The organism is Streptomyces sp. NPDC093109 (assembly GCF_040701725.1).
Lineage (GTDB): Bacteria > Actinomycetota > Actinomycetes > Streptomycetales > Streptomycetaceae > Streptomyces.
In genome coordinates this window covers 1-14294 of record NZ_JBFBEZ010000069.1, presented here as the reverse complement: position 1 = coordinate 14294, position 14294 = coordinate 1, and the positions used below count along the sequence as shown (strand labels likewise).

The 14294-nt window shown below is 68.9% G+C and carries 13 protein-coding genes; 3 read left to right on the top strand and 10 right to left on the bottom strand.

From position 1 onward, the window contains the following. Positions 1–2 precede the first annotated feature (2 nt). Positions 3–1550 carry a PTS transporter subunit EIIC gene (locus AB0389_RS36180; protein WP_366399820.1) on the top strand — a complete coding sequence of 516 codons (1548 nt, stop codon included), beginning with the start codon at positions 3–5 and terminating at the stop codon, positions 1548–1550. A gap of 47 nt (positions 1551–1597) precedes the next feature. Here the strand turns inward: AB0389_RS36180 and AB0389_RS36175 are convergent, their stop codons facing one another. After that, on the bottom strand, positions 1598–2716 hold the full coding sequence (locus tag AB0389_RS36175; RefSeq protein ID WP_366399819.1) for a hypothetical protein: 1119 nt from the start codon (positions 2714–2716) through the stop codon (positions 1598–1600). Between the two features lie 90 nt (positions 2717–2806). Continuing rightward, positions 2807–3205 (bottom strand): amidase, encoded by a 399-nt coding sequence (locus tag AB0389_RS36170; RefSeq protein ID WP_366399818.1) that lies wholly within the window; start codon positions 3203–3205, stop codon positions 2807–2809. Between the two features lie 177 nt (positions 3206–3382). Between AB0389_RS36170 and AB0389_RS36165 the strand changes: the two genes are divergently transcribed. Beyond that, positions 3383–4225, top strand: coding sequence for a helix-turn-helix transcriptional regulator (locus tag AB0389_RS36165; protein WP_366399817.1), 843 nt, complete (start codon positions 3383–3385; stop codon positions 4223–4225). Continuing rightward, positions 4206–4574 carry a DUF397 domain-containing protein gene (locus tag AB0389_RS36160; RefSeq protein ID WP_366399816.1) on the top strand — a complete coding sequence of 123 codons (369 nt, stop codon included), beginning with the start codon at positions 4206–4208 and terminating at the stop codon, positions 4572–4574. Before AB0389_RS36165 ends, AB0389_RS36160 begins: the two co-directional genes overlap by 20 nt. A 12-nt stretch (positions 4575–4586) precedes the next feature. Here AB0389_RS36160 and AB0389_RS36155 read toward each other — a convergent pair whose 3' ends face one another. The 8 genes from AB0389_RS36155 to AB0389_RS36120 form a co-directional block, all read right to left on the bottom strand. Continuing rightward, positions 4587–5036 (bottom strand): hypothetical protein, encoded by a 450-nt coding sequence (locus AB0389_RS36155; protein ID WP_366399815.1) that lies wholly within the window; start codon positions 5034–5036, stop codon positions 4587–4589. Positions 5037–5051: 15 nt separating this feature from the next. Beyond that, on the bottom strand, positions 5052–5633 hold the full coding sequence (locus AB0389_RS36150) for a restriction endonuclease fold toxin-2 domain-containing protein (RefSeq protein WP_366399814.1): 582 nt from the start codon (positions 5631–5633) through the stop codon (positions 5052–5054). 174 nt (positions 5634–5807) lie between these two features. After that, the gene (locus AB0389_RS36145; protein WP_366399813.1) at positions 5808–6458 is read right to left on the bottom strand and encodes a response regulator transcription factor; all 651 of its coding nucleotides are present in this window, start codon (positions 6456–6458) and stop codon (positions 5808–5810) included. 260 nt (positions 6459–6718) lie between these two features. After that, the gene (locus tag AB0389_RS36140; protein WP_366399812.1) at positions 6719–8227 is read right to left on the bottom strand and encodes a histidine kinase; all 1509 of its coding nucleotides are present in this window, start codon (positions 8225–8227) and stop codon (positions 6719–6721) included. Positions 8228–8316: 89 nt separating this feature from the next. Beyond that, positions 8317–9588: a Clp protease N-terminal domain-containing protein gene (locus AB0389_RS36135; RefSeq protein ID WP_366399811.1), complete on the bottom strand. Its 1272-nt coding sequence runs from the start codon at positions 9586–9588 to the stop codon at positions 8317–8319. 122 nt (positions 9589–9710) lie between these two features. After that, positions 9711–11468 (bottom strand): CotH kinase family protein, encoded by a 1758-nt coding sequence (locus tag AB0389_RS36130; protein WP_366399810.1) that lies wholly within the window; start codon positions 11466–11468, stop codon positions 9711–9713. After that, on the bottom strand, positions 11468–12145 hold the full coding sequence (locus tag AB0389_RS36125; protein ID WP_366399809.1) for a DUF4956 domain-containing protein: 678 nt from the start codon (positions 12143–12145) through the stop codon (positions 11468–11470). Before AB0389_RS36125 ends, AB0389_RS36130 begins: the two co-directional genes overlap by 1 nt. Before the next feature lie 6 nt (positions 12146–12151). Beyond that, a complete protein-coding gene (locus AB0389_RS36120; RefSeq protein ID WP_366399833.1) occupies positions 12152–12991 on the bottom strand; it encodes a polyphosphate polymerase domain-containing protein in 840 nt (279 codons plus the stop codon). Positions 12992–14294: the final 1303 nt, after the last annotated feature.

Sequence of the window (14294 nt, the reverse complement as noted above, 5' to 3'; positions counted from 1 at the left end):
CCATGGCTACCACGGACAAGAACCGCGCCACGGCAGAGGCGATCCTCCCGCTCGTGGGAGGCGCCGGGAACGTCGCGTCCATCGCCCACTGCATGACCCGGCTGCGCCTGGGACTGCACGACCGCGGCCTCGTCCGGGACGAGGAGCTGCGAGCGCTGCCCGCGGTCCTGGGGGTGGTCGAGGACGAGACGTACCAGATCGTGCTGGGGCCGGGCGCGGTGGCGAGGGTGACAAGCCAGTTCGAGGAGCTGGTACGGGAGGCCCCCGCCCCGGCGGCGGGCCCGCCCACGACGGCCGAGGAGCTGGCGGCGAGGGGCGAGGCGATCAGAGCGGACCGGAAGGCGAAGAACGCCACGCCCGTGAAGCTCTTCCTGCGCCGGATCGCCAATATCTTCGTCCCGCTGATCCCGGCCCTCATCGGCTGCGGCATCATCGCCGGCCTGAACGGCCTGCTGACGAACCTGCACTGGCTGCCGGCGGTCGTCCCGGCACTGGCCGCGCTCGCGTCCGGCTTCATGTCACTGCTGGCAGTCTTCGTCGGCTACAACACGGCGAAGGAGTTCGGCGGAACGCCGATTCTGGGCGGCGCGGTCGCCGCGATCATCGTCTTCCCGGGCGTCGCCAATGTCGACGCGTTCGGCCAGAAGCTCTCACCGGGCCAAGGCGGTGTGCTCGGCGCGCTGGGCGCGGCGCTGCTCGCGGTGTGGGTGGAGAAGTGGTGCCGCAGACGGATCCCGGAGGCACTCGACGTCCTGGTCACCCCGACGCTGACGGTGCTGGTGTCGGGCCTGGTCACACTCTTCGGCCTGATGTACGTGGCCGGTGAGGTCTCCACCGCCATCGGCACCTTCGCCACCTGGCTGCTCTCCCACGGGGGTTCGGGCGCGGGCTTCGTCCTGGGCGGGCTGTTCCTGCCGCTGGTGATGCTGGGCCTGCACCAGGCGCTCATCCCGATCCACACCACCCTCATCGAGCAGCAGGGCTACACGGTCCTGCTCCCCATCCTCGCCATGGCGGGCGCGGGCCAGGTCGGCGCGGCGGCGGCGGTCTACCTCCGCCTCCCGCACAACACCTCCATCCGCCGCACCATCCGCTCCGCCCTCCCCGCCGGCCTGCTGGGCGTCGGCGAACCCCTCATCTACGGCGTCTCCCTCCCCCTGGGCCGCCCCTTCATCACCGCCTGCGTGGGCGGCGCCTTCGGCGGTGGCTTCGTCGGCCTCTTCAACCAACTCGGCGCGGCCGTGGGCTCCACGGCGATCGGCCCGTCCGGCTGGGCGCTCTTCCCCCTCCTGGCGGGCAACCGGGGCCTGGGCGAGATGATCGCCGTATACGCGGGAGGACTGCTGGTGGGTTACGTGACGGGCTTCATCGCCACGTACTACTTCGGCTTCACAAGAACGATGCTCCAGGAACTGAACGCACCCCAGCCCCAGGGCCCGAGCACCCCGGGCACGAGCACCCCGGGGACAACCACCCCCACGACCACCTCCCCGGACACACCCCCGGCCCCTCCCGAACCGACGTCGGCCCCGCAACCGACGAGCGCCTGAGCCTTCCGGGCCCGCGCTTTCCGGCCTGGCGGCGGGGTGGGGCACGGCTAGAAGAGGCCGGCCTGCATGTGCCACGTGAGGTTCGCGAGGACCTCGCGCAGCCACGGACTACGGGCGGCCAGCAGCCGGGCCAGGGTATGCCGGAACGTGTCCGAGTCGGCTCGGAACAGGTGGTGGGGGCGCGGCAGGGGCGGGTCGTCGCGGAGGGCGCCGTCCGGCATGACGCCCGACGCGGGAACGGGCGGTTTCGGCTCGGGAAAGGCCAGCCCCAGCCACACCCCGAACGGCAGCGGCACCGAATACACCGCGTCGGCGCCCCCGGCCGGGGCCCAGACTTCTCCCGTCCGGGGATGTTCCGGTACGAGGAGGATGTCCGCATCGGGAACGGGAACGGAGACAGCGGCAGGCAGTCCCGGCCCGGCCAAGAGGACCCGCCGCGCAGGGGGACCGGCCGGCAGCAGGGCGTCGAGGACGCGTTGGAACACTTCCGCGGCCGGCCCGTCCGGGACGGTCACGGCCCGGCCCTCCGAGGCCGCCAGCATGTGGGCGAGCGCCCGGCCCACCGCGGCCTCCCACTGCGGGCTCCAGGACCACCAGCGCCGCTCCCCCGGCCGCGCCCCCCACGTGGTGATCGGCTCGTACAGCGGTGTGCGCTTGCCTTCGGCCATCAACTCCGCCCAGGAGAGCGGCGCGACGTAGGTTCCGTCGACGGCGAGGCGGCGCACGGCATCCGGGTCGAGCCACACCGCCTGCCAGAGCGAGCAGTCGTCGATCCGGCTGGCCACGGCCAACCCGCACGTCTCACAGGCCATGTTGGGACCGTCGGCCCCGTCGAGGCCACAGCAGTACCCGCCGCCCTTCTCGGGGATCAACAGCGTGCCGCGAACATCGCCGGGCGCGATGACGACCGCGCCGGGCACGGCGTCGGACAGGACGTAGACCGGCGCGTAGACACCACGCTCGGCCGCCTCGTCCGGAGGGATCTCCTCCCACGTCCGCCACGGCGGCCCCCAGGGCTCGGGGTCCACGGCGAACGTTCCCGGTTCCATGAGCACCGGAAGCTGGATGCCGTTCCCGTACTTCTGACGGGCATGGGCCGGCAGGGCGACCTGGGACAGCGGAACGGTCAACTCGGCACCGCACCCAGCACACACAAAAACGAACAAATGTCCTCCGCCTGGGAGACAGAGGCATCATCGCAGCGCACCGAAGGCCGGACCACTCAATTTCACGCAGGAGGCCCTCCCGCCCCTCCCTCAACCCGCCGCCGTGCGAAGAAACCGCACCAGGTCCTCCACCCCGTACCCGATCAGCGACCCCCGCTCGGCCGCCATCAGCAGCAACTGCGCCACGACCACCGCCCCGTGCCCGTCCGGCCCGTCGGCCGTCCACTCCCAGAGCCCCTCAACCCCGAGATCCGTCATCAGCACCCCGGACGCGCCCCTGACCTCGGCGCACACCGGCGCGACCGCGTCGAGCAGATTCACGCCCGCGCGCTCACACCGGAGGGCGAAGTAATCCCCGTACCGCCCGGCCGAACACCCGGCGGGTGGCGTGGACTTCAGGACCTCGTAACGGGGGTCGTGAAGATCCGGAGTTCCTTCCGCCAGGCAGTGGAGGAGGTTGAACCGATAACTGTTCACCGCTTCAGCCACCGCGACTGCATCCGCATCCGCATCCGCCGCGACTTCACCATCTCTTGTGTCCTGCGTAGCCATCAGCACACTCCCGCACTCTGCGTATGAATTCGACCCACACAGCGTGGCGAAATATGGCTAGCCTGAACAGACACTTCATCCCAACACCGACAGGTGATGAACAGGGAGCCAGCCATGTCCGCACCCAAACCCCTCGATCCGTCCGCCTCCCCGCGCGCGATGCTCGGCGCGGAACTCCGACATCAACGCGTACAGGCACAGCTGTCCCAGGGCGAGTTGGGCCGACCCCTCTTCGTCAGCGCGTCGTTCATCGGTCAGTTGGAGTCCGGCACGCGCCGGATGCAGACGGAGTACGCGACGTACTTCGACGAGACGTTCAAGACGAACGGGTTCTTCGCACGCAACTGCGAGGCGCTGAAGAAGTCGAAGTACCCGGACCACTTCGCCGAAGCGGCGGAGGCGGAGGCGATCGCCACGGTGATCAAGGAGTACGCGCCCTTCCTGATCCCGGGCCTGTTGCAGACCGAGGGCTATGCGCGGGCGGTGTTCCGCGCATACAACCCAACGGCGGTGGAGGACGCCATAGACGAACTGATCGCGGCCAGGCTGGAACGAGCCAACCTCCTCAAGGATCCAACAAAGCCAATGGTTTGGACGGTGCTTGACGAGGCAGTGCTCCGCCGCCCGGTGGGCGGACCTGCGGTCATGGCGGAGGCGCTGCGGCATATCGCGCGGCTGATCCGTAAACACCGGATCATCGTGCAAGTGCTGCCGTTGGAGGCGGGCGCACACGCGGCGCTTGAGGGCACCCTGAAACTCATGTCGTTCGACGACGCGCCTCCACTGGCCTATCTACAGAGCATGGGCTCGGGCCAATTGCTGGACGATCCGGCGACCGTCTCCCGGCACGAACTGACCTACGATCTGGTGGGGGCCATCGCACTGTCACCGGAAAAATCCTTGGCCCTGCTGGAGTCAGCGGCGGAGGATTACGAACATGCAGAGCAGCAGCCATGAGTACGACCTGAGCGCAGCCACGTGGCACAAATCCACGTACAGCGGCGGCAGCGGCGGCGACTGCCTTGAGGTCGCCCGCGACTTCCCCGGTGCCGCCACCTGGCACAAGTCCACATACAGCGGCGGGGACGGCGGCAACTGCCTCGAAGTGGCACGGGATTTCCCCGGTGCCGCGTCCTGGCGCAAGTCCACATACAGCGGCGCCAGCGGCGGCAACTGCCTCGAAGTCGCCACCGGCCTCACCGGCATCGTCCCCGTACGCGACTCCAAGACCCCGACCTCCCCGGCCCTCGTCTTCCGGGCCGGGACATGGGCAACGTTCGTCAACAACGTCAAGGCCACGGTGTAGCCGCCACCTCACCTACTGGACAGACTCCAGATGCCCCAGGAAGGCAGCTTCGACGTCTGACACTTCGCTGGACGGGGGAAGCTGCCACTCCGCGTCGTACCCGCTCTCCATCGCCCGGTCGCTGCTGAACCGGAGCAGTTCGGGAGAGGGAATGAGGCTGCTCCGAATCCAGAGTGCGAACTCGGCTGCTTCCCGAGCCGTCGCTTCCACGAGAGTAATGACCGCACTGTCCTCAACGGGCGTCTGTGCGACTCCCTCAAGCCACACGCCTTTCCCTATCTCCACTTCGAAGTCCACCGCATCGCTGCCCCGCAGGCGGCTGGTGCGGTACTTCGTGAAGGCGTCCGGGAAGCTCTTGGTGAGGATGTGAACGAAACCTTCGATGGTCATGTGCCAGGCGGCAGCGTCGTCAACGGGTGGGTGAAAGATGAAGGTCGCCCTGATGTCATCGTGCTCAGACATGTCCACCTCTTGTTGTCACGGTATGTATCGCGAGGTTCCGTTGACGCCGTTCATAGCCATCATGCTCTGCCAGTAACTTGCGGAGTCCTTATCGTTCGTGACGATCTCAAGTCCTCGGATCTCGCTGTTCCGGGGATCTGACATGGCCGCACGGTAGCGCGCAAGCTCCCGCTCGTCCGATCCGTACATGCCGTCTACGCGTGGATCGAATCTGAGCTTCCCCTTGTTGTCCACTTTGGGAGGCGTTGCAAGTGTCTTGTCGACTTCATCGAGGCTGCGGAAGGTCTTCTTGCAGTCAGGCTCGCGTACATGTTTTGCCTCGACCGCGTAGCCGTCTTCCGGACGCAGTCCATCGGCCATGAGCCCCTTGCCGCTGCGGCCCATCGATCCGGCCGGCAGCGGCAATTCACGCTCGGGGTAACCGGCGATCCGGAGCTGATAGGCGTTGTCGGGGTTGGTCGCTCCTCCCCCTCCCAGCCGTCCGGGTCGACGGCGCGGTCCAGCGGTTCGTACGCGCGGGCGTCCTCGGACCACTCCCACACGCGGTGTGGCACGAAGGCATGGCGCGGGACCCTCTCGAAGACCGCGCGCATCCATCCGGACGCGAAGCCACCCGCGTCGTCCAACTGGGCTGCTGTACGGGCGCGGAGGGCGTCGAGAGCCTCTGGCTCGGGGCTGGCTGTCACTCCCGAGTGGTTACATGGAGTGCCGGTCCGGTGTCGGACGGCAGTTGCGAGGTGGCAGTTGTCAGGTGGCGATCTCCGTCGTCGGTCAGTCCGCCAGGAGGCCCGCGTCGTGGGCCAGGACCGCTGCCTGGACGCGGTTCGCGCAGCCCGTGCGGGTGAGGATGCGGCCTACGTGGGCCTTGACCGTGCTGGCGCTGAGGTGGAGGCGCTGGGCGATCTCGGCGTTGGAGAGGCCCTCGCCGAGGAGGCGGAGCACGTCGCGTTCCGCGGGGGTCAGCAGGTCGGTGCGGTGGCGGGCGGTGTCGGCCTCCTGGGCGGAGAGGAGGTGGCGTTCCAGCAGGCGGCGGGTGATGCGGGGGGCCAGGACCGGTTCGCCGGTGGCGGCGGCACGTACCGACCGGATCAGTTCGGCGGGGCCGGTGTCCTTCAGCAGGAAGCCGGTCGCGCCGACGCGCAGCGCGCGGGTCACGCTCCGGTCCTCGCCGAAGGCCGTCAGCATGACGACCTTCGTACGGGGAGAGACCCGCGCGATGTCCTCGGCGGCGGCGATGCCGTCCTTGACCGGCATCTGGATGTCGAGCAGGGCCACGTCGATGTCCTGGCCCCGGCAGGCGGCGACCGCTTCGGCTCCGTTGCCGGCCTCGGCCACCACCGTGAGGTCGTCGGCGTGTTCCAGGACCAGGCGGATTCCCGTACGCATCAGGGCTTCGTCGTCGGCGACCAGGACTCGGATCATCGCCTCATCGTATGACCTGGGATCGGCGTTTGACCTGGACCGGCGTTTGACCTGGATCGGCAAATGACCTGGGTCAGCGTCTGACCTGGATCAGCGTCTGACCTGGATCAGCGTCTGACCTGGATCAGCGTCTGACCTGGATCAGCGTCTGACCTGGATCAGCATCTGACCTGGATCAGCGTCTGACCTGGATCAGCGTCTGACCTGGATCAGCGTACGACCTGGATCAGCGTACGACCTGGATCAGCGTACGACCTGGATCAGCGTACGACCTGGATCAGCAGGAGGACGATGAGGAACAGTCCCGTGGGGACCATGACGATCCCCGCCGCGCATCCCGCGCCCAGAAGCCTCGGCCAGGTGAGCGTCTCGGCGGACAGCTCGGGCGACAGACCCGGCGCCGCCCCCGGGTGCGGGAACGATAGCCCCGCGCCCTTCCGGGACGGCAGCACCGCCGCCGTACGGAACCCCTTCCCGTCCGGGCCGCCCACCGGCCCCGCCGTGAACGACCCGCCGATCAGCGACACCCGCTCCTCCAGGCCCGCCAGTCCGCTGCGGTTCCCGGCCATCCGGCGGAAGTCGGCCGCGTGCGGCGCCCTGTTGGTGACGGCGACCTCGATCCGGTCGCCGGTGTGGGCCACCTCGACCCGGGTCGCGGCGCCGGCCGCGTGCTTGATGACGTTGGTCAGCGACTCGCGGACCACCCGGTGGAGCGCCTGGCGGACGCGGGGCTCCTCGTCGGTCATGTCGGGGCCGGACCAGACGAGTTCGGTCGCTACGCCCGCCCCGTTCGACTCCGCCACCAGCGCGGCGATGTCCTCGCGGGTGCCACGGTCGCGGTCGCCCCCGCCTGTACCGCCGGTGTTTCCCGTGCCGCCGGTGTTTCCCGTGCTGTCCGCACTCTCCTCCGCCGGCGCAGTGCCGGACGCCGGGCCCGTCGTCAAGTCGTCCCGGCGCAGCACGCCCAGGATCTCCCGCAGCTCCTCCATCGCCGTACCGGCGGTCTTCCGCAGCAGTTCGGCCTGCTCGGCCATCTCCGGCGACGACTTCGCCGCCTGCAACTCCATACCTCCCGCGAACACCGAGATCAGACTCAGCCGGTGCCCCAGCATGTCGTGCATCTCCCCGGCGATCCGGGTCCGTTCCTCCATGCGCGCGGTGGCGTCGGTGAGGACGCGCGTCTGCTCCAGGTAGGCGTTGCGCTCCCGCAGCAGCCGGACCAGCGGGCGCCGCTGCCCCAGCAGCATTCCGGACCAGGCGGGGAGCGCCACGAGGAAGACCGCCGTGATCGCGACGTTCGCAAGCTGTTCGGCGAGATCGACGGAACCAACGGAACCGCCCGGGGCGCGTACGAGCAGGCTCAGGCCCGTGCCCACAACGCACGCGATGAGCACCGCGCGCCAGGCCCTGCGATGCGGCTCGATGCGGCGCGCGGCCGACAGCACGATCAGCGGGAGCCCGATCTGCGCCCAGAGGTTCTCGCCGAGGAACAGCGGTACGGTGCCCAGCACCACGCCCACCGGCAGGTACCGCCGCGCCAGGATCAGGAGCACCACCCATACCGCCTCCAGGACCGCCGGCACCAGGGAGGGCCGCTCGATCCCGGGCACATCGAGGGAAAGTGGGACCACTCCGACGACGGCCACCAGCAGGCCGAGGACGGTGTCGGTGATCCTGGTACGGCGCGGCGCCGCCCGCCACGCGGCCACGGCCGTCCGCAGCTCGGCCACCCGCAGCTCGGCCACCCCCGCCCGGAACAACTCCCTCACTCCTGCCGCCGCCTTCCCTGCATGTATCTGTGGCTGGTTGGTTGGTGCTTGGGGTTGGGGTCGGGGTCGGGGTCGGGTGGTAAACCGCGTCACGCGCCGAGCCGGCCGTCCAGCCGGTCACGGAGCACGGCCAGCTCGTCGGGGTCCGCGCCGCTCTCCCCGAGCAGCCGCCCGACCACCTCCCCCGTCCCCTCCTCGTCGAGCAGTACGGCCAGCACATGCGCCGTCCCGACCGTACCCGCGCCGCGCTCGGCGGCCAGCAGGCGGACTCTGGCCACCAGCTGATCACCCTCGGCCGACATCTCCACCTTCCCGGCCGGTGTGAAGGGTTCGGAGGGTGAGGGTACGGTGTGCCCCGTCGCCGGTACGAGCGCGACGGCCGCCCGGACCAGCGCCGCATGCCGCACACCGCACGAACGCAGCTCCTCCGCAACGGAGTTGACCTCCGCCAGCTCCGCCGGCAGCGCCTTCCCCGCCAGCGTGAGCGCCCGGTCCAGAGCCAGTACGGCGAGCAGGAGTTCGGCCGGCCCGGCGGTGTCGCGTCCGTACCGTTCCGCCTGTCTGACCGCCTCGGTACGCAGCACCATCAGGATCGGCGACCCGTCCCCGGCTGAGCGGGCCATCCACGAGGTCAGGCCGCGCATCCACCAGCTGCCGCGCTCCCCCAGCAGCCCGCTCTGCCGCAGCAGCGCCAGACTGCCGGACTCGGCCTCGTGCTCCGCCGTCCACGGGGTGGCTCCGCCGCGTACGGCCTCGGCCTGCGCGTCCAGCGCCGCTGCGGACGCCGCCAGATCCACCCGGCACAGCACCATCTGCTCGACGGCCCGGCTCATGGGCAACTCCAGCAGGGCGCGGGCGATATGGCGCTCGTGCACGGTGTACGAACCCTCCCGCCGGGCCTGCCGGAGCGCGCCGAGCACTGCGGCGCGGAGGGCGCCGGACGGTACGGGCCTGGGGGCCTCCCGGGCGGGGCCGGGGCGGGAGCGCCGGACGGAGAGCCACAGCGCTTCGCGCCAGGCGGCGTCGGCTTCGATGCGGTCGTCGTTGTCGTGATCGTGATCGGACGACGAGGTGGACGTCGCGCTGTCGTCCCCGGAGCCGGAGCTGGTGTCCTCGTCCGTCCGTACCCAGAGGTCGTCGTTCCCCATACGGGCAAGGATCTGACCACTGACCGAAGTTGATGTCTGGAACCCGGGTACGAGGGCGGCACCGGGCTTCTCGTTGTCGTCCAGCAGCATGTAGAGAAGATGCTCGGTGCCCACCTTCTCGGTCCCCCTCTTGGCCGCGCGGTGGATGAGCCGTGACAGCAACGCGACGGCGTCGGAGGCGAATTCCGTGGTCTGCTGGATCTGCTGGGTCATGGAACGGCTCCCGTGATTCGGTGTTCCGGGTGGCTGACTGCCCGGAACACCGACGTTAGGCGCACGGCCCACGGGACCGCGTCGGCCGATCGGCCACAGCCGATGGCCGACCGGCCACGTCATCAGTGAGTGGGGACGACCTCCTTGTTCTTCGCCAGGGCCTTCGTGCGGGCCGTCACGGTGGTACGGAGGGCGGCGACGGCCTTGTCGACACCGGCCGCGTCGGCGCCGCTCGCCTTGGCGCCGGCCGCGAGCGCGGTGAGGGCCTTGGACGCGGAGCCGGAGCCTGCGCCGGATCCGGAGCCGTAGAACTCGTCATACAGCTCGCGGTAGGCGGTCTTGTAGACGGAGTCGAAGGCGTCGAGCTTCAGGAAGCGCTCCTTGAGGATGTGGCCGCCCATACGGCCGCCACCGCCGCCACCGCCGCCTGCACCGCCACCTGCGCCAGCACCTGGGCCACCACCCGGGCCGCCTTCGGGGAAGTCACCGGGCAAGTCACCAGGAAGGTCACCGGCCGGAAGCTCAACCCCTGTTGGCACTTCGCCCTCGAAGTCACCCGGCGGCCCGCCGCCGGCCCCGCCCCCGAATCCCATCTCGTCATCGGGTCCGGCGTCCGTGGAGCCACTGAACGCGAGGTTGAAGTCCCAGCCCAGGACGGAGAACTTCTTGGTGCTCAGGTCGTACCAGAGCACGTAGTTGTTCCCCGGGCCCGCCATGTCGTCGAAGTTCATGATCAGGTTCTGGGTCGCCACGTACCGCGCGAAGGACGTCACGTCCACGTGGTCGGCCAGCTCCGCCGCGAACTCCTTGTCCGACGCCTCGTTCGCCCACTTGATCAGCTTCATCACCGGGGCGAGATCCTGACTCCCCTTCTTGTTGAGCTGCTTGAAGGACTCCTTGTAGTCGGTCGGGTCGTCGCCCTTGTACGCGAAGCTGCCGCCGGCACGGGCCTTGTACATCACACCGTCGGTGTCGTACGAACCATCGGCGTAGTCCATGCTCGGGTTCTCGACGAGGAGACGGGTGACGACCGGGCCGTTGTTGACCTGCACGGAGGAGAAGGCGAAGCCCTCCGCCGGCTGATCCGAGGAACTCATCAGGGACAGGGACAGCGCCTCGTTGAACGGGACTTGGTCGTCCGCTCCGGGGCGTACGGAGATCTCCCGGTGGCCCTGGTAGGCGCGGCCCTCGACGTACTCGTCGATGCTGATGAGCCAGGGCAGCTCCTCGGGCTTGGACGCGGACAGCTCGTAATTCATCATGCCGCCGCCACCGCCACCGCCCCCGGCGTTGCCACCGGCGTTGCCACCGGCGTTGCCATTGCCGCCACCGGCGTTGGGACCACCATCACCCGGAGCCCCACCGCCCGGCGCACCGCCACCGGGCACACCGCCACCCGGCGCACCGCCCCCCGGACCACCGCCCCCGCGACCGCCGCCGCCCAGGCTCCGGAGCGTCGAGTTGCCCTTGAGCCGGATGCCGACGTCGTTGAGGAACACCCCGTCGATGGTCAGGTCCGCCTGGATGTACTCCTTCGTACCGTCTTCCTTGAACTCCTTCATCATCTTCGTGAAGTCGGAATCGCTGTAAGAGAGTTGGATACGGTGCGATGCCGTCGCGTCGTACAGGTCGACCGAGCCCCGCACGTTCTCGATGATCTCGTTGCTGTCCGCCGCCGACGCGCTGGTCACCCAGGGCGAGACCCTGGCCTCACCGAAGAAGACCAGCAGGACGGTCATGCCGACACCGAGGGCGGCGACGGGCTTCCAGTGATGCCGCAGCCGGACGGGGATGCGGTGCTTGAAGCTCTTGCGCGACCGCGACCGCGACTGCGACTGCGACTGCGGCCCCGACACAGAACTCGTACCCGGCCCAGCCATCACAGGTCGGTCTGGTCGTACCCGGTCAGGACCGTGACCCGTTGCCCGGAGGTACGTTCCTGGAGCGCCGCGACCAGCTCGCCCGGCTCGGTGCCCTTCTTCATCCGTACGGTGTAGAAGACCTCGGTGAGCGCGCCGCCCCGGATCGTCTCCGTACTGACCAGCTCGAATTCGCTGGTGTAGCGGATGAGGACGTCGCGGATGCCCTCGCTGTAGTCGTCACCGGCCGGCACCTGCACCTTGACCACCTGGCGCTGGACGTCGAGGTGGAACCAGTTGAACTTGTGCATCACAAAGATGATCAGGCAGATCGCGACACCGGCGACGGCCGCCAGTGTGTAGAAGCGGGCGCCGGCCGCCATGCCGATGCCCATCACCAGGAAGATGAAGCCGACATCCCTGGTCTCCTTGATGGCGTTACGGAAGCGGACCACCGACAGGGCGCCGACGAGGGAGAAGGCGCGGGCCAGGTTGGAGCCGACGACCAGCATGATCAGGGCGACGATCATGCCGACGATGACCAGGGTCTGCACGTACGACTGGCTGTACGAGACGTTCCGGTGGGTGGCCCGGTAGACGTAGCCGATCATCGTGCTGAGGATGAACGACAGGGACATCGCGATGACGATGTCGGTGACACTGAACGTTCCGCTCAGGTCCTGAAGGTCGAGATTCACGGTTGCTCATGCCTCCACAGGCTGAACGGCCGACGACGGAGCGCTGTGCGCGTGGGGCGCCGCCGGCGCGGGTGTTACGGATGGGGGGAAGTCCTCTTCGCGTACGTGGAAGACGGACCGGGGCGCGAGGCCGAACGCCTCGACGGACTGCACGTACTTGGACACCCGGACGAGGCTGAGATTGCGCCGGGCGGCCAGGTCGGTGATCCAGTAGGGGGTGCGTTCGTTGACCTTGACCTCCATCACCGTGAGGTGCGGAGGCAGTGTGTAGCGGTTCTCCGCCCCTTCGACGGAGAAGTCGAAGTCCCGGTCCCGGCCGCGCACCCGCCGGTCGAAGGTGACCCGCAGCCCGGTGTCCTGATCGCGCCCGACCAGGGCCTCGCGCTGATAGCCGGTGATGACCATGGGCCGCAGATCGAGCCGTACGACCAGCTCAAGTACCTCTTCGACAAAGGCACGTTCACGATCGGCATGGTCGATGAGCTGCCGCCCGTCGCAGAGTTGGCGCGCGGTGGCGTACGGGAGGGTGATGCGGCGCTTCTGCGTGACGCGGTTGACGCGCTGCTTGATCTCCACGCAGACGGACGACTCGTCGGTGACCCCGGCGAGGTCGCCGTAGTGCCGGATGCGGAGCTTGCGGCGGAACTTGAGCCCCTCGATCTTCTCCCAGTAGAACCGGAGTTGAGGGGTGTCGTAGTACAGACTCCACACCCCGTACCCACCGACGGGACTGTGCGGATCCCGGTCCATCCGCTCGGCCAGCTCATCCCGGATGGCGCGGGCCTCGTCGACGGGGACCAGGTATTTCAGTTCATAACGGTTGAACGAGTGCAACCGACTGGCCACGCGCAGAGCCGCGTCGGGCTGGGCGGGCTCAGCGGGCTTGTCGGCAGCCTCTGCGGGCTCATCGGGCTCGTCGCGCTCGTCGCGCTTCTCGGGGGTCTTGCGCAGGCGGAACATCGCTTCCCTTGCTCAAGGTCGTCGGTACGTCCTTGAGTAAGGAATCGGTCAAACCTGTGTGACAGGTAGGAGCCTCATATGAACGCCATGAATTTTTCCGCAGAACTGAAGCCGAACGAAAGACAAACCGGAGGTTAACGAAGAGCCACCCATATCCACGGCACAGCACCGAGGACGGTCGGGACGGGCCCGGGGTTGGATGGGGTGGGTGGGTGGCGCGGGCTGCTGGGAAGGGGGCCGCCCCTCCAGCTGTGAGTGTCGCGCCTCCAGGACAGGAGTAAAGGGCGCTCCTGCGTCGCGTCGGCTGCGCCGATTACGCTTCGCTACACCCTTGACACCTGCCCTTCCGGCGCAAGTGCAGCTTTTCGGGAGGGGCGGCCGGGGGGGAGGGGTTGCCCGGGGGGCCGGCCAGACTGCCGGTCGGTTCAGGGTCCGGCGGCCCGGTGGGCCCTGCGGGGCTGCGCGGCAGTGGCGTGGGGTGACTCGGCCCCGTCTCGGCGGCCGGCGGTCTGTTGCTGGTTGCGATTCGTGCCCCGCTGGTCGCCGTGGAGTGGGAGTAGAGGCTGCTGGGACTCGTGTGGCGGTAAGTGGGCTCCCGGAGGCGGTCTTCGCGCCGAGGAGTGCGTCTAACGCACCTCAGGACACATGTGCCGCCCGGAGAGACCCCCAACCGCCCGTCAAACCATCCCATATGGGGCAGATTGGCGGGGGTGGGGTGCTTGATCCCGACGACTGTGACGCTGCGACCATCTGACGTGCCGGAAGTGGCTCTAGCGTCGCACTCCCTGCTCCGGGCGCCGCCCTGAGACCCCCGGACCGGCCCGAGGACCCCGGCCGGACAGCAACTCCCACCCGCCTCCCGGGCACCACAGCGCAACGGTGACCAGCGGGGCATGAGTGCCGGCCAACCGGCGGCCGTCAGCCGCCGAGACAAGCCCCGCTGCCCCATGCAAAGTGTGCGCAGCCCCGCAGGGCCCACCGGCCCGCCGGACCCTGAGCCGAGTGGTACTTCCGGGCACCTCTTGGGCCCCCCTCACCCCCGGCCGCCCCTCCCGATAAGCCGCACTTGCGACTCCGGGACAGGTGTCAAGGGCCAAGGCCGTCAAGTTAAGGGTTTGTGCTGGTGGTTACGGGTGGTGGGGGTGTGTAGACGCCGAGGGCGATTTTGCGGAGGAAGCCTTTGGTGACC